15 protein-coding genes and 1 other annotated feature are annotated in these 20,943 nt (G+C 36.5%); all 15 genes read left to right on the top strand.

Features of this window, described 5'->3' with window-relative positions; all coding sequences use genetic code 11:
* Window positions 1-92: 92 nt before the first annotated feature.
* The 15 genes from pdxS (at window position 93) to J2S74_RS25695 (ending at window position 20,929) form a co-directional block, all read left to right on the top strand.
* Window positions 93-980, top strand: coding sequence for a pyridoxal 5'-phosphate synthase lyase subunit PdxS (gene pdxS, locus J2S74_RS25765; RefSeq protein ID WP_307332133.1), 888 nt, complete (start codon window positions 93-95; stop codon window positions 978-980).
* 158 nt (window positions 981-1,138) lie between these two features.
* Window positions 1,139-1,723, top strand: coding sequence for a pyridoxal 5'-phosphate synthase glutaminase subunit PdxT (gene pdxT, locus J2S74_RS25760; RefSeq protein ID WP_307332130.1), 585 nt, complete (start codon window positions 1,139-1,141; stop codon window positions 1,721-1,723).
* Window positions 1,724-1,766: 43 nt separating this feature from the next.
* Window positions 1,767-1,991 (top strand) — a binding site (T-box leader).
* Between the two features lie 289 nt (window positions 1,992-2,280).
* Window positions 2,281-3,561, top strand: a complete 1,281-nt coding sequence (gene serS / locus J2S74_RS25755) for a serine--tRNA ligase (RefSeq protein WP_307332127.1) — start codon at window positions 2,281-2,283, stop codon at window positions 3,559-3,561.
* Window positions 3,562-4,398: 837 nt separating this feature from the next.
* Complete coding sequence (locus tag J2S74_RS25750) at window positions 4,399-6,072, top strand: peptide-binding protein (RefSeq protein ID WP_307332124.1); 1,674 nt, start codon at window positions 4,399-4,401, stop codon at window positions 6,070-6,072.
* A 538-nt stretch (window positions 6,073-6,610) separates the two neighbouring features.
* Window positions 6,611-7,597 (top strand): ABC transporter ATP-binding protein, encoded by a 987-nt coding sequence (locus tag J2S74_RS25745; protein ID WP_307332122.1) that lies wholly within the window; start codon window positions 6,611-6,613, stop codon window positions 7,595-7,597.
* Window positions 7,590-8,606 (top strand): ABC transporter ATP-binding protein, encoded by a 1,017-nt coding sequence (locus J2S74_RS25740; protein ID WP_307332117.1) that lies wholly within the window; start codon window positions 7,590-7,592, stop codon window positions 8,604-8,606. The genes J2S74_RS25745 and J2S74_RS25740 overlap by 8 nt, the downstream gene beginning before the upstream one ends.
* 77 nt (window positions 8,607-8,683) lie before the next feature.
* Window positions 8,684-10,351, top strand: a complete 1,668-nt coding sequence (locus J2S74_RS25735; protein WP_307332115.1) for a peptide-binding protein — start codon at window positions 8,684-8,686, stop codon at window positions 10,349-10,351.
* A 78-nt stretch (window positions 10,352-10,429) separates the two neighbouring features.
* Window positions 10,430-11,377 (top strand): ABC transporter permease, encoded by a 948-nt coding sequence (locus tag J2S74_RS25730; RefSeq protein ID WP_307332114.1) that lies wholly within the window; start codon window positions 10,430-10,432, stop codon window positions 11,375-11,377.
* A 13-nt stretch (window positions 11,378-11,390) separates the two neighbouring features.
* Entirely contained in the window at window positions 11,391-12,299 is a 909-nt protein-coding gene (gene opp4C, locus J2S74_RS25725) for an oligopeptide ABC transporter permease (protein ID WP_307332112.1), read from the top strand.
* Window positions 12,300-13,003: 704 nt separating this feature from the next.
* Window positions 13,004-13,984 carry an ABC transporter ATP-binding protein gene (locus J2S74_RS25720; RefSeq protein WP_307332109.1) on the top strand — a complete coding sequence of 327 codons (981 nt, stop codon included), beginning with the start codon at window positions 13,004-13,006 and terminating at the stop codon, window positions 13,982-13,984.
* Window positions 13,985-14,016: 32 nt separating this feature from the next.
* Complete coding sequence (locus tag J2S74_RS25715; RefSeq protein WP_370876078.1) at window positions 14,017-15,000, top strand: ABC transporter ATP-binding protein; 984 nt, start codon at window positions 14,017-14,019, stop codon at window positions 14,998-15,000.
* Between the two features lie 136 nt (window positions 15,001-15,136).
* Window positions 15,137-16,084, top strand: coding sequence for an ABC transporter permease (locus tag J2S74_RS25710; protein ID WP_307332104.1), 948 nt, complete (start codon window positions 15,137-15,139; stop codon window positions 16,082-16,084).
* Between the two features lie 13 nt (window positions 16,085-16,097).
* Window positions 16,098-17,006, top strand: coding sequence for an oligopeptide ABC transporter permease (gene opp4C, locus J2S74_RS25705; RefSeq protein ID WP_307332101.1), 909 nt, complete (start codon window positions 16,098-16,100; stop codon window positions 17,004-17,006).
* Between the two features lie 284 nt (window positions 17,007-17,290).
* Window positions 17,291-18,937 (top strand): peptide-binding protein, encoded by a 1,647-nt coding sequence (locus tag J2S74_RS25700; RefSeq protein ID WP_307332098.1) that lies wholly within the window; start codon window positions 17,291-17,293, stop codon window positions 18,935-18,937.
* A 336-nt stretch (window positions 18,938-19,273) separates the two neighbouring features.
* Entirely contained in the window at window positions 19,274-20,929 is a 1,656-nt protein-coding gene (locus J2S74_RS25695; protein WP_307332094.1) for a peptide-binding protein, read from the top strand.
* The last annotated feature ends 14 nt before the right edge of the window (window positions 20,930-20,943 follow it).

Genomic DNA, 20,943 nt, shown 5'->3' with positions numbered 1-20,943 from the left:
TTTCGTTATAATGGGAAAGGAAACATTGGATATTATCTGAAATGAAAATCCAAAATACAACTAAGTATATTATTTTAGGGGGACGATGTAACATGGAAAGACAAGTAGGTACTGATCGTGTGAAGCGTGGAATGGCTGAAATGCAAAAGGGTGGCGTTATCATGGACGTTGTTAACGCTGAGCAAGCTAAGATTGCAGAGGAAGCGGGAGCTGTAGCTGTTATGGCTCTTGAACGTGTTCCTTCAGATATTCGTGCAGCAGGTGGAGTAGCTCGTATGGCTGACCCAACTATTGTGGAAGAAGTAACAAATGCAGTAACCATTCCGGTAATGGCAAAATGTCGTATTGGACATATTGTAGAAGCACGTGTATTAGAGGCAATGGGTGTGGACTATATTGATGAAAGTGAAGTATTAACTCCTGCTGATGAAGTATATCACCTGTACAAGCGTGATTTCACAGTTCCTTTCGTTTGTGGTGCACGTGATATTGGTGAAGCAACTCGTCGTATTGCAGAAGGTGCTTCCATGATTCGAACAAAAGGTGAACCAGGGACAGGTAATATTGTAGAAGCTGTTCGTCATATGCGAATGATGCAATCGCAAATTAATGAAGTAGTAAATATGTCTGTGGATGAAATAATGACGTATGCAAAGAACACTGGATCACCATTTGAAGTATTATTAAATATTAAGGAAAATGGAAAGTTGCCAGTTGTTAACTTTGCTGCCGGTGGTGTAGCAACACCTGCAGATGCTGCATTGATGATGCAATTAGGTGCTGATGGAGTATTTGTAGGATCCGGTATCTTTAAATCAGATAATCCAGCTAAATTTGCTAGAGCTATCGTAGAAGCTACAACCCACTATCAAGATTACGCTTTAATTGCAGAGTTATCTAAAGACTTAGGTGCTGCAATGAAAGGTATCGAAATCTCAACATTAGAGCAAAAGGATCGCATGCAAGAAAGAGGCTGGTAATAAGAAAAGCGGAACTTCCCTGTACCATCGACGTTCCGGCTCTCTCAGACAGGTGAGGGAAGTTCTTAACGTCGATAGGGCAGTGAAGCTAGACGTCTTTCAAATCTGAAAGATTTTTTATAAACTAACCTTATCCTTATGGAGAGGAGTAATTCAGCATGATTAACATAGGTGTATTAGCGTTGCAAGGAGCAGTTAGGGAGCATGTAAAGGCATTAGAAGCATCTGATGTTAAGGTTATACCTGTTAAACGGGTAGAACAGCTTGAAGAATTAGATGGCCTTGTATTCCCTGGCGGTGAAAGCACAACAATGCGTCGTTTAATTAATAAATATGATTTCTATGAACCGTTAAAGGAGTTCGCAGCAAAAAACAAACCAATTTTTGGCACGTGTGCTGGTGCTATTCTTATGGCAAAAGAGCTTGTAGGGAATGTGGAGCCACATATAGCGGTTATGGACATAAAGGTAGAAAGAAATGCTTTTGGGAGACAGAGAGAAAGCTTTGAAGCTATTTTACCAGTAAAAGGTATTGGTGATGACATTGATGCTGTATTCATACGTGCTCCAATTATTCAAGAGGTTGGTTCTAGGGTAGAAGTATTAGCAGAATTCGATGGTGAAATTGTTGTTGCTAAAGAAGGACCATTTTTGGCTTGCTCCTTCCATCCAGAATTGACAGAAGATAATCGAATGCATCAATATTTTGTGGAAATGGTACGTTCTTGTGTTGTACCAGCTTGATTAAATATTGGTAAATCGGTTAAAATAGGAATAATATAACATTGAAAAAGTGTTGACGGGAAGTAGTAGCTTTAGTTGTACTCTTCAGAGAGCCGATGGCAGCTGTGAATCGGTGAGTCACTTTAGTGAATCCATCCTAGAGCAAATAGTCGAAAATTCAAGTAGGCTATTTCGGTTGATCCTCCGTTAACGGATTCGAGGTGGAAGGGGCATTTAATTTCAGGCCTTTCAACCAGGGTGGTAACGCGGGTTAACTCTCGTCCCTGTTTATATGGGGACGGGAGTTTTTTATTTAATAAAAGGCTCTCATTGTAAAATTAATTCTTTTTTAAAGCTTGGAGAAGCGGAAAGCGTCGACTCCAGCGGGAAAAGCAACATGTCTTTTCATGCGACGAGTAATCGCAGACGCAGGACATGGGCTGCCTTAAGGCGTAATTGCTCCGCCTGTAGCCGATCCAAGCAAAATCATATTACCTTAAAAATACAATTTTTTTTAGAAAAAAAAGCCTACAGAAAAAGTAAATCCAAAAACTACATAATTATTAGGAGGTAAAAAAATGTTAGATGTAAAATTACTAAGAAATAACTTTGCGGAAGTTAAAGAAAAGCTTGCCCATCGAAATGAAGATATTTCAGATTTAGATCGTTTCGAAGAATTGGACCAAAAGAGAAGGGATTTAATTCAAGAAGTAGAGGAATTAAAAAATAGACGAAACACGGTATCTCAAGAAATTTCACAATTAAAAAGAGAAAAGAAGGATGCCGATAGTCTTATCGCAGAAATGAAGGATGTTTCAAATAAAGTAAAGGAGTTAGATGAAGAACTGAGGGAAGTGGATGGAACTTTAAATCAAATTCTTTTATCTATCCCTAATATTCCTCACGAAAGTGCACCTGTAGGGGCTGATGAGGATGAAAATGAAGAAATTAGACGATGGGGAGAAGTCCCAAACTTTGACTTTGAAGAAAAGGCCCATTGGGATATTGCAACTGATTTAGGTATTTTAGACTTTGAAAGGGCATCAAAGGTAACAGGCAGCCGCTTTGTTTTTTATAAAGGATTGGGGGCCCGGTTAGAACGTGCTTTAATTAACTTTATGATGGACCTTCACCAAGACCTGCACGGATATGAAGAGGTTTTACCTCCATATATGGTTAACCGTGACAGCATGACTGGAACCGGTCAGCTGCCGAAATTTGAAGAGGATGCATTTAAGATTAGGGAAGAGGAATACTTTTTAATTCCAACCGCAGAGGTGCCAGTTACAAATTTCCATAGAGATGAAATTATGAAAGGTGACGAACTTCCGAAAGCATATACAGCCTTCAGTGCTTGTTTTCGTTCTGAAGCGGGATCTGCAGGGCGAGACACAAGGGGGTTAATTCGCCAACATCAGTTTAACAAGGTTGAGCTAGTACGCTTTGTTAAACCAGAGGAGTCTTATGAGCAGCTAGAGTTATTGACATCCCATGCAGAGAAGGTACTTCAACTGTTAAAGCTTCCTTATCGAGTTTTAAATATGTGTACAGGGGATTTAGGTTTTACTGCGGCTAAAAAATATGATATAGAGGTTTGGATTCCAAGTAATAATACGTATCGGGAAATTTCTTCTTGTAGTAATTTTGAAGCATTCCAAGCGCGTAGAGCCAATATTCGTTTCAAACGTGATGCAAAAGGAAAAGCTGAGTTTGTTCACACATTAAATGGTTCTGGCTTAGCTATCGGAAGAACTGTTGCAGCTATATTGGAAAATTATCAGCAAGCAGACGGATCTGTTGTAATTCCTGAGGTGTTAAGGCCTTATATGGGAAACAAGGAACAGATTAGAAAAAAATAATATTTAAACAAGTTGCTGGGACAAAAGCGTTTTCTTAGTGAGAAATCCGAACGGAGCATATAAAACGCTTTGGAAATATACTTCCCTTTCCGTGAGCGGACTGGTGAGCCTCCTCGCAAACTACTCGAGGAGGCTACGTATATTCCTACGCTAAGGTATTTACATTGTTCGTATTTTCATTTAAACACTTTAGTTATGTCCTAGCCTCTTTTTACTACGATAGAAAAAGTCATAATTCATATAGCATAAACATTTGTAACAATTTTGTAATATTAGAAATGGAATTGCAATAAATATGAAAAAATAATCCATTAAAAATGTATATTTATTTTTGAAAATAGATATTTTTGCATAAGTGTTTTATCTATTAAATAGTTTTAGAAACTATTATTAGAGTATGTTATTCCTTGTTTTATTTAGTTATACGAAAGGATCTGCTGGGAGAAAAAATGAATAAAAACTTATTTTATCGAAATAATAAAATAATTTCGATTTTCTAATAAAAATGCAATAAAACCAATACTAAAGTTATTAAAAATATGTAAAATCATTTTTGAAAGTTATTTTGTATTTGAATTTTCTCACAGTTTATGGTTATATAGCTATAGAGATATTTTTTCTCAAGAAAAAAGAATAAATAGAATTGTAAGACATTTTTTAATTTTTATATAAAACAATTTTAATTTCATAAAAATATTTTAAAAAATCATTTATCTAAAAATTTCAAAAAATCTATCTAGGAATCTATTATTTCTTGTTTTAAAAGAGTAAGAGAATAGGAAGAAATCCTGTCTCTACCTTTTAAATAAATATAAAAGAATTAAGGGGGAAGGCGTTTTGAAAGCTAAAAAATTATTAGCATTATTAATGATGGTGCTATTGCTTTCGATTTTTGCAGTAGCATGTGGTGGCGGAGAAGAGGATCCAGCAGAACAAGATGATCCAGCTCCAGCTACAGAAGATGAAGATGGTACAGAAGATGAAGGTGACGATACAGCTGCTGGTGAACCACAATACGGTGGAAGTATTGTATTAGGTGGTATGAGTGATCCAGTAATGTTCAACCCTTACTTTTCTCAAGATTCAGCAAGTGCTGATGTGGAAGGGTTACTTTTCGGTGGTTTAATGGCTTCAAATCCGGAGCTTGAAATGGTTCCACATCATGCAAAAGATTACCCAGAGGTTTCTGAGGATGGTTTAGTATGGACATATGAGCTTCACGAAGGAATCCTATTCCATGATGGTGAAGAGCTTACAGCCCATGACGTTGTGTTCTCTTTTAGTATTCCGATTCACGAAGATTATACAGGCCCACGTGCAAGTACGTTCCAATATTTAGAGAGTGTTGAAGCGTTAGATGATTACACTGTTCAATTCACACTTTCTCAACCAGATGCTGCATGGCCTATCACTGCATCTTATGCCATATTACCAGAGCATATTTTAGGTGATGTTCCTGTTGCTGATCTAGAAGATTATAATGAATTTAACCTTGAAAACCCAATTGGTTCAGGTCCGTTTAAATTTGTGGACTGGAACACTGGTACAAGTTTAACTTTAGAAGCACATGAAGATTATTTTGAAGGACGTCCTTACTTAGATCGAGTTACATGGCGCTTTGCTGCGGACCAAAATGCATTAGTATTATTACTTGAAACTGGTGATGTTGACTTTATTACAGTACCAGCTAATGAGCTTGCAACAGTAGAAACATTTGACCATGTTAATATTTCTTCTACTTTAGCTTTAAACTATAGCTACATCGGGTGGAACTTACAAAACCCATTGTTCCAAGATGTAAGAGTACGTCAAGCATTAACACATGCTATTGATCGTCAAGAGATAGTAGAAACAATTTTAGAAGGGGAAGCAGAAGTGGCACATGCGCCAGCATCTCCATTAAGCTGGGCTTACCCACCAGAAGTTCCTGAATTCCATTATGATCCAGACAGAGCTTTAGAATTATTAGCTGAAGCTGGATGGGAGCCAAATGACGACGGAATTCTTGAGAAAGACGGAGAAACATTCTCTTTCACTGTTCTATCTAACGATGGTAACACTACACGTCGAGACATCGGTATCATTATGCAGCAAATGCTTGGTGACATCGGAATTGAAGTTACTCCAGAGCAAATGGAGTGGGGGGCGTTCTTAGACAGAATTAATCCACCAAACTATGATTTTGATGCTATTATTTTAGGTTGGAACCTAGGTCTTGACCCGAACCCAGAAGCTATTTGGGCATCATGGGAAATTGAGCAAGGTTTAAATAACATTAGCTACAGCAATGAGCGTGTTGATGAAATCGCAAGAGAAAACTCTTCTATCGTTGATCAAGATGAGCGTGCTGAACTGCTTCACGAAGCATTCCAAATCATTGCAGAAGAGCAACCATATACTTTCTTGTTCTATCCTAACCAACATTTAGGTATGACTAACACTATCGATGGATTTACTCACCACCCACGTGTAACTTTCTATCGCGTGAACGACTGGTGGATCAACGAGTAATAATATAATATTATCTCCTAGAGGCTGGCTAACAGACAGCCTCTTTTTTCGTATAATTAAATATTTTAGGAAAATGAAAAAATATTTCTTGATAATTTTTATTTAGTAGATTAATATTCAAAGATAAAAAGATAATTTTAAAATTTTCAAAAAAATAACTCTTTACAAAAAGAATTTTGAAAATTAAAATACTATTAAAGATAACAGAATGTAAGGAAGAAACAGTGTATTAATATAATAAAAAATTTATATTTATTAACTCTTAATTATCCTGTATTAGTAATCGTAATAAAATGATAATATCACCCAAAATATTATATTTGAATGAAAAACTATGTAAGATTTTGTCTTATTTCTGTAGATTTTAAATAAAAAGTAAAAGTATCATTAGTAGAGACTTTGTATAAATAAAATAATTAGAAATTTCTAAATAATTTTATTAGAATATTGACTTTTTTCTAAAAATTATATATATTGAAAAAGCTAAATGGAAACTAGTTACTTATGTACTAAAAAATAGGTGGTGAACAACTGCACTATGTCAACATTATTAGAAATAAAAAACTTAAAAACTCATTTCTTTTCTAAAGATAAAGTATTACCAGTGGTTGATGGGGTGGACTTTAAAGTTAAGAAGGGAGAAACATTAGCAATTGTAGGGGAGTCAGGATCAGGTAAAAGTATTACATCATTATCTATCATGGGTCTTGTCCCTAAACCAGGGGGGAAGATCGTTGAAGGTGAAATACTTTTTGATGGAAAAGACTTAGTGCAGCTAAGTGAAAATCAAATGTACAAAGTTCGTGGAAACGATATAGCTATGATTTTCCAAGAACCTATGTCCTCTCTAAACCCAGTTTTAACTATAGGAGAACAAATAACGGAAGTTCTAATCTATCATAAAAAGCTTTCAAAAAAAGAAGCACGGCAAAAGGCGATTGAATTACTAAAAATAGTCGGATTTGCCAGGGCAGAAGGTATTCTAGATGACTATCCTCATCGATTATCTGGGGGAATGCGTCAGCGTGTTATGATTGCCATGGCCATGAGTTGTGATCCAAAGCTATTAATTGCAGATGAACCTACCACCGCGTTGGATGTAACAGTCCAAGCCCAGATACTGGAATTAATGAAAGATTTATCGAAAAAATTCGAATCTTCAATCATTCTTATTACACATGACCTTGGTGTTGTAGCAGAATTAGCTGATAGAGTAATTGTAATGTATGCAGGGCAAGTTGTGGAAGAGTCGCCAGTTGTTAGTCTTTTCGATGAACCACTACATCCATATACTCAAGGTTTATTAAGTTCAATTCCCAAATTAGATGAAGAAAGAAAGCGTTTAACTTCCATTGCAGGAAATGTTCCATCACCTGATTCCTTTCCAAAGGGCTGTCGATTTAACACTCGTTGTCCTCATGTTATGCAAGTTTGCATTGATAAGCAGCCGGACTTGATTGAAGTGAAACCAGGAAGAAAGTCCCGTTGTTTCCTCCATGAGGAAGGAGTAAATAGTAATGGCTAAAACACTAGAGCAAGAAAAGCTAACTGTCAATGAAAATCAATCAGACATACTACTCGAGGTTAATGGGTTAAAAAAGTTCTTCCCTGTAAAGGCTGGTATTTTACAAAGAACAGTAGGCCATGTAAAGGCTGTGGATGATGTAAGCTTCTATGTGAAAAAGGGAGAAACTTTCGGACTCGTTGGTGAATCAGGTTGCGGTAAATCTACTACAGGAAGAACAATTATTAGGTTGTACGAACCAACGGATGGAAAAGTACTTTTTGAAGGTAAGGACATTTCTAATTTAAATGAAAAACAATTAAAACCATATCGAAGAGACATTCAAATGGTTTTCCAAGATCCTTATTCTTCTTTAAATCCTAGGAAGACGGTTGGAACAATTTTAGAAGAGCCATACCGAGTTCATAAATTATATTCTAAAGCTGAACGAAAAGAGCGGGTAGAACACCTTCTAGAAAAGGTAGGTTTAAACCCAGATTTAAGAAATCGTTATCCCCATGAATTCTCCGGTGGTCAACGACAACGCATTGGTATTGCTAGAGCTCTAACACTTAATCCGAAATTAATAATCGGTGATGAACCGGTGTCAGCACTGGATGTTTCCATTCAATCGCAAGTGTTGAATATTATGGATGATTTACAAAAGGATTTTGGCTTAACTTATTTATTCATTGCCCATGATCTTGGGGTAGTTAAACATATCTCGGATAGAATTGGCGTTATGTATTTAGGGAAGATGATGGAGATAGCTCCGAAAAGGAGGCTGTATAGCAATCCGTTTCACCCATATACCCAAGCACTTTTATCCGCTGTTCCAAAATCACATCCAAGTGAAGTGAAGAAGGAACGAATTATTTTGAAAGGGGACGTTCCAAGTCCTTCTAATCCACCAAAGGGCTGTGTATTCCATACACGCTGTCCGAAGGTAATGGATCATTGCAAGCAAGAAATTCCAGCGTTAAAAGAGCTGGAACCAGGTCACTTTGTAGCTTGTCATTTATACGAATAAATCACTTATATGACAACTTTATAAAGTTTCCAAGTTCTGTCTTTTAAATAAATAAATTATTAAGGGGGAAAAAGAAAATGAAAAAATTATTACTTTTAATGGCAATGGTTTTATTCTTGTCAATCTTCGCAGTAGCTTGTGGCGGCGGAGATGATGCTCCTGAAGAACCAGCAGACGAGTCTCCAGGAGAAACAGATGCAACAGAAGAAGACGAAGATGAAGATGAAGAAGAAGCAACAGGTCCTCAATACGGTGGAGAACTTGTACTTGGTAGCATGAGTGATCCAGTAATGTTCAACCCGTATTACTCTGCAGACTCTGCAAGTGCTGATATTGAAGGTCAACTATTCAATGGCTTAATGACTTCCAATACAGAGCTTGAAATGGTTCCAGATTTAGCAGTTGATTATCCAGAAGTTTCTGAAGATGGTCTAGTTTGGACTTATAGAATCCATGAAGGAGTTCTATTTCATGATGGTGTTGAATTAACTGCGGAAGACGTAGTATTCTCATTCAGTATTCCAATTCATGAAGACTATACTGGTCCACGTGCAAGTACATTCCAATATTTAGAGAGTGTAGAAGCATTAGATGACTATACTGTTCAATTTACTCTATCTCAACCAGATGCAGCATGGCCAATTACAGCATCTTACTCTATTTTACCTAAGCATATTTTAGGTGATGTACCTATTGCAGATTTAGAAGATTACAATGAGTTCAACCTTGAAAACCCAATTGGAACTGGTCCATTTAAGTTTGCAGGTTGGGATGCAGGTGTTAGCGTAACTTTAGAAGCACATGAAGACTATTTTGAAGGGCGTCCTTATTTAGATAAAATTACTTGGCGTATTGCTGCTGACCAAAATGCTTTAGTATTATTACTTGAAACTGGTGATGTAGACTTTATTAACGTTCCATCCTCAGAACTTGCAACTGTTGAAACGTTTGATCATGTAAATATATCTTCAACTCTAGCATTGAACTACAGCTTTATCGGTTGGAACCTACAAAATCCATTGTTCCAAGATGTAAGAGTACGTCAAGCATTAACACATGCAATTGATCGACAAGAAATCGTAGAAACAATTTTAGAAGGGGAAGCAGAAGTAGCGCATGCTCCAGCATCTCCGTTGAGCTGGGCTTACCCGGACAGTGTTCCTGAATTCCATTTTGACCCTGATCGTGCAAGGGAATTACTTGCTGAAGCAGGCTGGGAGCCAGGCTCTGATGGAATCTTAGAAAAAGACGGAGAGCGTTTCTCTTTCACAGTCCTTTCTAATGACGGAAATACAACTCGTCGTGACATTGGAATTATCATGCAACAAATGTTAGGTGACGTTGGAATTGAAGTTACTCCAGAGCAAATGGAGTGGGGTGCATTCTTAGACAAGATCAACCCTCCTAACCATGACTTTGATGCTATTATCTTAGGATGGAACCTAGGTCTTGACCCGAACCCAGAAGCTATTTGGGCCACTTGGGAAATTGAGCAAGGCTTAAACTTCATCAGCTATAGCAATGAGCGTGTAGATGAAATTGCAAAAGAAAACTCTTCTATCGTTGATCAAGATGAGCGCGCTGAACTGCTTGCTGAAGCATTCCAGATCATCGCTGAAGAGCAGCCGTATACTTTCTTATTCTATCCTAACCAACACTTAGGAATGGTTAACACTCTTGGTGGATTTGTACATCACCCACGTGTAACATTCTACCGTGTGAACGACTGGTACATTAGCGAATAATATTAGCTTTTAAATTGCAAGGGGAAGGGGGCATTGTCCTTCTTCTTCCTTGCAAATTTAATTTAGGGAGTAAATAATATGACGACATATATTATCCGCCGACTTGTTATGATGGTCCCCATATTAATTGGAATATCAATACTCTCCTTTGGAATTATGTATGCTGCTCCAGGAAAGCCTACAGTTTTAAACCTGGACCCTAGCATATCTGTAGAAGATCGAGAAAGACAGATGGAGAGACTAGGATTGAATGATCCTGTCCATATTCAGTATCTTCGATGGATGGGGAATGTGCTGCAAGGGGATTTAGGTCATTCTTTTACTAGAAAGCAACCTGTTACAAAATTAATCATGGATCGATTACCCAATACCATTGTACTAATGGTAGTTTCAACATTTTTAGCTGTTATTATTGCCATTCCTTTTGGGGTTTTATCAGCCACTAGACAGTACTCAAAGCTTGATTATGGGGTTACATTTACCTCATTTATTGGTTTAGCAACACCTAACTTTTGGCTAGGACTTATGTTAATTATGTTATTCTCTGTGCAATTAGGTTGGACACCAGTGGGTGGAGTTTCCACATTAGGTGCAGATTTTAATTTGTTAGACCGGATTCATCATATTATTTTACCCGCATTTGTATTAGCCACTGCTGATATGGCAGGGTTAACACGCTATACTCGTTCAAGTATGTTAGAAGTAATTAACCAAGATTATATCCGAACTGCGAGAGCAAAGGGATTTCGTGAACGAACTGTCGTATATAAACATGGTTTACGTAATGGACTTATTCCAATTATAACTATTTTTGGATTGATGTTACCTACATTTATTGGCGGTTCTGTAGTCGTTGAGACATTATTCAGCTGGCCAGGAATTGGTAAATTGTTCATTGACGCCACTTTCGAAAGGGACTACCCAGTCATTATGGCGATCACGATGTTTGCCGCTGTTTTGACGGTCCTTGGTAACTTAATAGCAGATATATTATACGCTATTATGGATCCAAGGATAGAGTATTAGGAGGTGCTGTTCAATGGCTAAACCAGAAATTAATCTTCCTAATGATATAAATGCACAAACGTTAGGAAAAAGGCGTTCATTATTATCCATAATTGTTGCGAAATTTTTTCAAAATAAATTAGCTGTAATTGCTTTAGTAGTATTATCAATCATTATTACAAGTGCTATTTTGGCGCCCTTAATTACACCACATGATCCTAATCTACAAAATTTAAGACATCGGCTAGAGCCACCAGGGCCTGAATTTTGGTTAGGGACTGATCATTTAGGAAGGGATTTATTCAGTCGATTATTATATGGTGGAAGAGTATCACTAACTGTAGGATTTGTTGCCATGATTGGTGCAGTTTCTATCGGAACGACAATAGGAGCGATTGCTGGTTTTTTCGGAGGAAAAGTGGATGCATTTTTAATGCGTTTAGTGGATGTAATTATATCTTTTCCGAATATCTTCCTATTAATAACACTAGTAGCTGTTTTAGAGCCGAGCATGGAAATATTAATATTAGTATTTGCTTTACTTAGCTGGACAGGTACTTCCCGTTTAGTACGAGGGGAATTTTTAACTCTTAAGAATCGTGAATTTGTTTTAGCTGCAAGAACGATAGGTATGTCTAATACAAGAATTATTTTTGGTCAGATTCTTCCAAGTGCAATGGGACCAGTAATTGTTGCTGCAACATTAGCGGTAGGTAATTTTATCCTTGCAGAATCAACATTAAGTTTCTTAGGTTTAGGTATCCAACCACCAAGAGCTTCTTGGGGTAATATGCTGACGTATTCTCAAAGTGTTACCATTTTCAGAAATGCAGTGTGGTATCCAACCTTTCCGGGATTAGCAATTTTGATTACCGTATTGTGTTTTAATTTTATTGGAGATGGCTTAAGAGATGCGCTTGATCCAAGAATTGTCGAAAAATGATATTGTATAAATATTAAAATTATTACAAAAACCTACCATTCACTATGGTGGTTTTTTTTATACTTTAAATAATTTATGACTAATTTGTTTAGTAAATAACAAGAGGTGGATTTATTTCCATATTTAATACATTTATTTATGAAACTAATGTTTATAAAATAGTATGTGCCCTTCCATGGCATATATATATATAGGAAGTAATTAATTTTACCGATTTTATCCCTTTAATATCAACAAAACTAAGGGTAACGTGAGAGTTGGAAAAAAGTTACCTATATAAATAGAAGGATTTTGGTGTTATTGTATGTATATTAGAAAAGTAAAAAAATATTTAAAAATATTAAAATCTATTAGAAAATAGGTTAAATACTTTTTTGACATTGATCTGAGATATAGGTCAAAATAATGGTTATCGTTTTTATTATTTTTCTAATTATATTTACCAATTTGGGAATTCTGGTTATTTATACGTTGTATGTTATATTAATTAATTCTTTGTACCTTTACAAAGTTGACATTTTTGTGACATTCGTATAACATAGTTAGCGTGCGAAAAAATATATTATTTCTGTATAACTATAAATTTACTATAGTTAAGGGGGATAATATTTTTTCAGTATAATTTACAGAAAATTATATTTAAGGTTAATAGATATAAGTGTCACGGTTGTGATTTTAAATTTAAATAGGTGGTGAATACTTCAATGTCTACTTTATTAGAAGTAAAAAACTTAAAGACGCATTTCTTTGCTAAAGATAAAGTACTGCCAGTAGTTGATGGAGTTGACTTTAAAGTAAACAAAGGTGAAACTCTGGCAATTGTTGGTGAGTCAGGATCAGGCAAAAGTATTACTTCTTTATCCATTATGGGTCTTGTACCTAAGCCAGGCGGAAAGATCGTAGATGGGGAAATTAACTTTGATGGTAAGGATTTAGTACAGCTTAGTGAAAATCAAATGTATAAAGTACGTGGAAACGAAATTGCAATGATTTTCCAAGAACCAATGTCATCTTTAAACCCAGTTTTAACTATTGGAGAGCAAATTACGGAAGTACTAATCTATCATAAGAAATTATCTTATAAAGAAGCTCGCCAAAAAGCCATTGAATTATTAAAAATAGTAGGGTTTGCGAGAGCAGAAGGTATTTTAGATGATTATCCACACCGATTATCGGGTGGTATGAGACAGCGTGTTATGATTGCAATGGCTATGAGTTGTGATCCGAAGCTACTAATTGCGGACGAGCCTACAACTGCATTGGACGTAACAGTACAAGCACAAATATTAGAGTTAATGAAGGATTTATCTAAGAAGTTCGATTCTTCAATAATTCTAATTACCCATGACCTTGGGGTAGTTGCAGAGCTAGCTGACCGTGTAATTGTAATGTATACGGGACAAGTTGTTGAAGAATCGCCAATCGTAAGTCTGTTTGATGAGCCATTACACCCTTATACACAAGGACTATTAAATTCAATTCCAAAAATTGATGAGGAAGTAGAACGACTATCTTCAATTGGAGGTAACGTCCCTACACCAGATTCATTCCCTAAAGGATGTCGTTTCTCAACACGTTGCCCACATGTAATGCAAAAGTGTATTGACGAACAACCAGAATTAAAAGAAATTAAACCAGGACGCAAGTCTCGTTGTTTCTTGCATGAGGAAGGAGTTGGCAGCTAATGACTGAAACTTTAAAGCAAGAAAAAAATAGCATTACTCAAGATAAATCAGATGTTTTATTAGAAGTTGAAGGTTTAAAAAAATATTTCCCTGTAAAAGCAGGCTTATTACAAAAAACAGTAGGGCATATTAAGGCTGTTGACGATGTAAGTTTTGCCATAAAAAAAGGAGAAACTTTCGGACTTGTTGGTGAATCCGGTTGTGGTAAATCAACTACAGGAAGAACGTTAATTCGTTTGTATGAACCAACTGATGGAAAAATCCTTTTTGAAGGAAAAGACATTTCAGGACTAAATGAAAAGCAATTAAAGCCATATAGAAAAGATATCCAAATGGTTTTCCAAGATCCTTATTCTTCTTTAAACCCTAGAAAGACTGTAGGTACGATTTTAGAAGAGCCTTTTCGAGTTCATAAGTTATACTCTAAAGCTGAACGTAAAGAGCGTGTGGAGCACTTGCTTGAGAAAGTTGGTTTGAATCCAGATTTAAGAAACCGCTATCCTCACGAGTTCTCAGGTGGTCAACGTCAGCGTATCGGTATTGCACGGGCATTAACATTAAATCCAAAATTAATAATTGGTGACGAACCGGTATCAGCACTAGACGTTTCAATTCAGTCACAAGTGTTAAACATTATGGATGATTTACAAAAAGATTTTGGATTAACTTATTTATTTATTGCTCACGACTTAGGTGTAGTAAAACACATCTCGGATAGAATTGGGGTTATGTATTTAGGTAGAATGATGGAGGTTGCTCCAAAAAGAGAACTGTACTCTAATCCATTACATCCATATACACAAGCCCTTTTATCAGCAGTACCAAAATCTCACCCAAGTGAAGTAAAAAAAGAACGAATCATTTTAAAGGGCGATGTACCAAGTCCATCTAACCCTCCGACAGGATGTGTGTTCCATACACGCTGTCCTAAGGCAATGGATCATTGTAAAGTGGAAGTTCCAAAGTTACAAGAATTAGAGCCTGGGCATTTTGTTGCTTGTCACTTATATAATTAATCCTTCTATCAAGTATTTTACAAATCAAATTTAGGTAGGAGGTATATAAGTTGAAAACAAATGTATTAAAATTATGTAGCAGGTTAAAGGTGAAACATCCTTTAACTTGCAAATCTAAAGTAAAGGAGTTAACCACATGACGACATATATTATCCGCCGCTTAATTATGATGATCCCTATATTAATTGGGATATCCATCCTCTCCTTTGCGATTATGTATGCGGCGCCAGGTAAACCTACGGTCTTAAACTTGGATCCTGATATCTCAGTAGAAGACCGAGAACGTCAAATGGAGAGGTTAGGCTTAAATGACCCAGCCCATATTCAATATTTACGATGGATGGGGAATGTATTACAAGGGGATCTAGGTAATTCCTTTACTAGGAAGCAACCGGTTACCCAGTTAATTATGGATCGTTTACCTAATACGATTATATTAATGGTAGTTTCAACATTTTTAGCTGTTATCATAGCCATTCCTTTTGGGGTTTTATCAGCCACCAGGCAGTATTCTAAGCTCGATTATGGGGTCACCTTTACCTCATTTATTGGACTAGCCACCCCTAACTTCTGGTTAGGACTCATGTTAATCATGGTATTCTCAGTTCAGTTAGGATGGACACCAGTTGGTGGTGTATCCACATTAGGTTCGGAGTTCAATTTATTAGATAGAATTCATCATATTATTTTACCTGCATTTGTATTAGCCACTGCTGATATGGCAGGGTTAACACGTTATACTCGTTCAAGTATGTTAGAAGTTATTAACCAAGATTATATCCGAACTGCTAGAGCGAAAGGATTTAGAGAAAGAACAGTTGTTTATAAACATGGGTTACGTAATGGACTAATTCCAATTATTACGATCTTTGGTTTGATGTTACCAACTTTCATCGGGGGATCCGTAGTTGTTGAGACATTATTTAGCTGGCCGGGAATTGGTAAATTGTTCATTGACGCCACTTTCGAAAGGGACTACCCAGTCATTATGGCGATTACTATGTTTGCCGCTGTATTGACGGTCATTGGTAACTTAATAGCAGATATTTTATATGCTATTATGGACCCAAGGATTGAGTACTAGGAGGTGCTGAACAATGGGAAAACCTGAAAATAACGTAATACAGCAACAAAGTGATCAGACATTAGGTAAAAGACGATCTCTATTGTCAATTATTGTTGCTAAGTTTATGCAAAATAAATTAGCAGTATTCGGATTATTTACATTGGCAATTATTATCACAGCGTGTGTTCTAGCACCATGGATTGCACCACACGACCCAAATTTTCAAAATCTAAGAAACAGGTTAGCACCTCCAGGACCTGAATTTTGGTTGGGGACTGACCATTTAGGAAGGGATCTCTTCAGTCGTTTATTACACGGTGGTCAAGTATCCTTAACTGTAGGATTCGTCGCTATGCTTGGGGCAGTTTCCATCGGAACGACAATTGGAGCAATTGCTGGATTTTTTGGAGGAAGAGTAGATGCATTTTTAATGCGATTAGTAGACGTAATTATCTCTTTCCCTAATATCTTCCTATTAATTACATTGGTTGCTGTATTAGAACCAAGTATGGAAATCTTAATTTTAGTATTTGCATTACTAAGTTGGACAGGTACGTCACGTTTAGTTCGTGGAGAATTTTTAACACTTAAGAATCGAGAGTTCGTATTGGCAGCTAGAACAATTGGTATGTCAAATACAAGAATTATCTTTGGACAAATTCTCCCAAGTGCTATGGGACCAGTTATCGTTGCTGCAACACTAGCAGTTGGTGGATTTATCCTTGCAGAATCTACCCTAAGTTTCTTAGGATTAGGTATTCAACCTCCAAGAGCTTCTTGGGGTAATATGCTGACGTATTCTCAAAGTGTCACCATATTTAGAACAGCCGTATGGTATCCGACCTTCCCAGGTTTAATGATTTTAATTACAGTACTATGTTTTAACTTCATTGGGGACGGTTTACGAGATGCATTAGATCCGCGAGTTGTTGAGAAATAAAAATAATTTAAGCGAGTGGCAATATGCCACTCGTTTTCTTTTTGACTAATTTAATGGTTGTTTTTGCAAACTCTGTTTCTTTTTTTAGAGCATGGAAAAGCGAAAGGCGGCGATTCCAGCGCAACCAAGCCAACTTTTATTTTTATAAAAATGAAAACCTTTTGGAAAACAGCTAATTTAATATAGAAAATAATAAAAAAGTAATTCTACATTTGCATAATCAGGATATTTAAACCAAAAACTATCATGAAATTAAAATTAACAAAATAAAGGAGGACATTAACTTGAAAGCTACAAAATCAATTTTTATATTAGTAAACCTAATTTTTATGTTATTTATGTTTTTAACTGCTTGTGGTACTACGCCAGAAGACACAGACACAGCAGAAAGGGGGGCGGATGAAGAAGTTGATGAACCTACAGGTGATCCTCAATACGGTGGAACAATAGTATTAGGTACTTCAGGTGAGCCGGTTATTTTCAATGCACTTTATCACCAAGATTCAGCAAGTGCTGATGTAACTGACTTAATATTTGCTGGGTTGACTTACACAGATGAAAGTTTAGAAGTTCAACCACACATCGCTAAAGATAACGCAGAAATTTCCGATGATGGTCTTGAGTGGACGTTTGAGTTACAAGAAGGAGTGTTGTTTCACGATGGAGAAGAGCTAACAGCACACGATGTTGTATTTACATACAACATTTTTTTACATGAAGACTATACTGGTCCACGTGCTGGTAGCTTCACATCACTAGAAAGTGTAGAAGCCGTAGATGATTACACTGTTAAATTTACCTTAAGGGAGCCAGATGCACGTTTTCATACACTAACAGGGTATAGTATCTTACCGGAGCATATTTTAGGGGATGTTCCCATTGGTGATTTAGAAGACTACAATGAATTTAATATTGAAAATCCAATTGGTGCAGGACCGTTTAAATTTGAAAATTGGGATCCTGGTCAAAGTCTTAGTTTAGTAGCGCACGAAGATTATTTTGAAGGACGTCCTTATCTTGATGGAGTAACATTCCGCTTTGCATCCGATTCAAATGCATTAGTTCTTTTATTGGAAACTGGTGACATTGATCATATGATTGCCCCAACAAGTGAACTGGTTGCGATTGAAACATATGAGCACGTAAATCTTTCTTCTACCCTAGCCTTACGTTATGACTATATTGGTTGGAACTTACAGAATCCATTATTTGAAGATGTTAGGGTACGGCAGGCATTAACACACGCAATAGATCGACAAGAAATTACTGAAACGGTTTTAGAAGGTCAAGCAGAGGTAGCACACGCACCAGTATCGCCTTTAAGTTGGGCTTATAATGAAGATGTTGCCCGTTTTGATTATGATCCTGATAGAGCACTTGAGTTGTTATCAGAAGCTGGTTGGGAACCAGGTGAAGATGGGATTCTTGAAAAAGATGGAGAGAAGTTCTCCTTTACCATACTTTCTAATGATGGCAATACTACACGTCGTGATATTGGAATTATAGTTCAACAATATCTCGGACAAATAGGTATTGAAGTAAAACCAGAACAAATGGAATGGGGAGCATTTTTAGATAAAATAAACCCTCCGAATTATGATTTCGATGCCATTGTCTTAGCTTGGGGGCTTGCTTTAGACCCAGATCCATCGGCTATTTGGCACTCTAAAGAAATTGAAAATGGATTAAATAATATTAGCTATCGTAATGACAGAATTGATGAGATTTCCGATATAAATACAACGATTATCGATCAAGATGAACGTGCAGAACTTCTTGGAGAAGCTTGGGCTATATTGGCCGAAGAACAGCCATATACATTTTTGTATTATCCAAATCAATTCGTGGCATTAAACAGAGATGTCCAAGGTTTTACACATCATCCACGAGTGGATATGTACAAGGTTAACGAATGGTGGCTAAATAGATAATAGGTGTAAAGTATATAAAGTGAGCAGCCAGAAATAAGCTGCTCACTTGTTTATTTTAATCTACAAAGGTTTTGTCTTATAACATTTTAAAATAATATGAACATTAACTACTCGATATACTGTAATAATACATATATGTATGAATTTACTGATAAATTCAATTTTTTTGTCTAGTGAGAAGTGTCTGAAGTATATTACAATCTATTAAACTTTGACAATATTGTTACATTAGTATAGTATCTATAGGGAAGTTATATTTAAAATGAGTTTGGATTTAAGTTACATAAGAAAATTTTAAACTCATTCTTTTAATATTAAATGAAGGAGGAAATAAAATTGAAAAATAGCAAATCATTACTTATTCTATTAAGCATGATTTTAACGCTTTCACTTGTATTAGCTGCATGTGGAGGCGGAGAAACTCCTGATGAAACAGGAACAGATACAGATACTGGTACTGAAACAGTTGAGAAAGAAGCAACTGGAGAGCCACGAGAAGGTGGCCGTATTGTATTAGGGACTTCTGGTGAACCGGTAATGTTTAATTCACTTTATCACACAGATACTGCAAGTGGAGATGTGACTGATTTAGTTTTTGCTGGATTAATGTATACAGATGAAAATCTTGAAATGCAGCCACATATCGCAACGGATCATCCTGAAATTTCTGAGGATGGTTTAGAGTGGACATTTACATTACGTGAAGGCGTACTATTCCATGATGGTGAAGAACTGACAGCTGATGACGTAGTATTTACTTTCAGTCAATTTATTCACGAAGATTATACAGGTCCTCGTGCAAGCAGCTTCCAAACGTTAGAGTCAGTTGAAGCTTTAGATGAGTACACTGTTAAATTTACGTTATCAGAGCCTGATGCTCGCTTTATAACAATGACATCTTATGATATCTTACCAGAACATATTTTAGGGGATATCCCAGCTTCTGAGTTAGAAGATTATAATGAGTTCAATATTGAAAACCCAATTGGTGCAGGACCATTTAAATTTGAAGAATGGGTTCCAGGTCAACACTTAACATTATCTGTACATGAAGATTACTTTGAGGGAAGAGCTTATCTTGATGAAGTTGTATTCCGTTTTGCATCGGACTCTAATGCTTTAGTCTTATTGCTAGAGACTGGTGACATTGATCACATGATCGCACCTACAAGTGAGTTAGTTTCCATTGAAATGTATGATCATGTAAATTTATATGAAACACTAGCTTTACGTTATGACTATATTGGTTGGAACTTAGATCGTCCACTATTTGAGGATGTGCGAGTTAGACAAGCATTAACGCATGCTATTGACCGTCAAGAGATTGTAGAAACAATTATGGAAGGTCACGCAGAGGTTGCCAATGCACCTGTATCTCCTTTAAGTTGGGCATATAATGATGATGTACCAGTTTTCGATTATGATCCAGACAGAGCTATTGAGTTACTAAATGAAGTTGGTTGGGAGCATAACGAAGATGGATATTTGGAAAAGGATGGAGAAATTTTTGAATTCACAATCCTTTCCAATGATGGAAATACTACTCGTCGTGACATCGGAATTATTACGCAGCAATATTTAAACCTAATTGGTATCAAAGTACACGCTGAGCAAATGGAGTGGGGAGCATTCTTAGATCAAATCAATCCTCCAAACTTTGATTTTGATGCTGTAGTTATGGCTTGGGGGTTAGCCCTTGATCCAGATCCAACTGCGATTTGGCATTCAAAAGAGATTGAAAACGGTCTTAACAGAAGTGCGTATAGAAACGATCGTGTAGATGAAATTTCTGATATTAACCGTTCTATAATTGACCAAGATGAGCGTGCTGAGCTGTTAGCTGAAGCATTCGCAATTATTGCTGAAGAACAACCTTATACTTTCTTATATTACCCAACGCAATTTGTTGCGTTAAATAAGGATGTAAAAGGATTTACTCACCACCCGCGTGTAGATATGTATAAAGTTAACGAATGGTGGTTAGACAGATAAATAATAAAAGAGAG

It is taken from the genome of Evansella vedderi (assembly GCF_030813435.1).
Taxonomy (GTDB): Bacteria; Bacillota; Bacilli; order Bacillales; family Salisediminibacteriaceae; genus Evansella; species Evansella vedderi.
The sequence above is the reverse complement of the archived record's forward strand: the minus strand, read 5'-3'. Positions and strand labels throughout refer to the sequence as shown.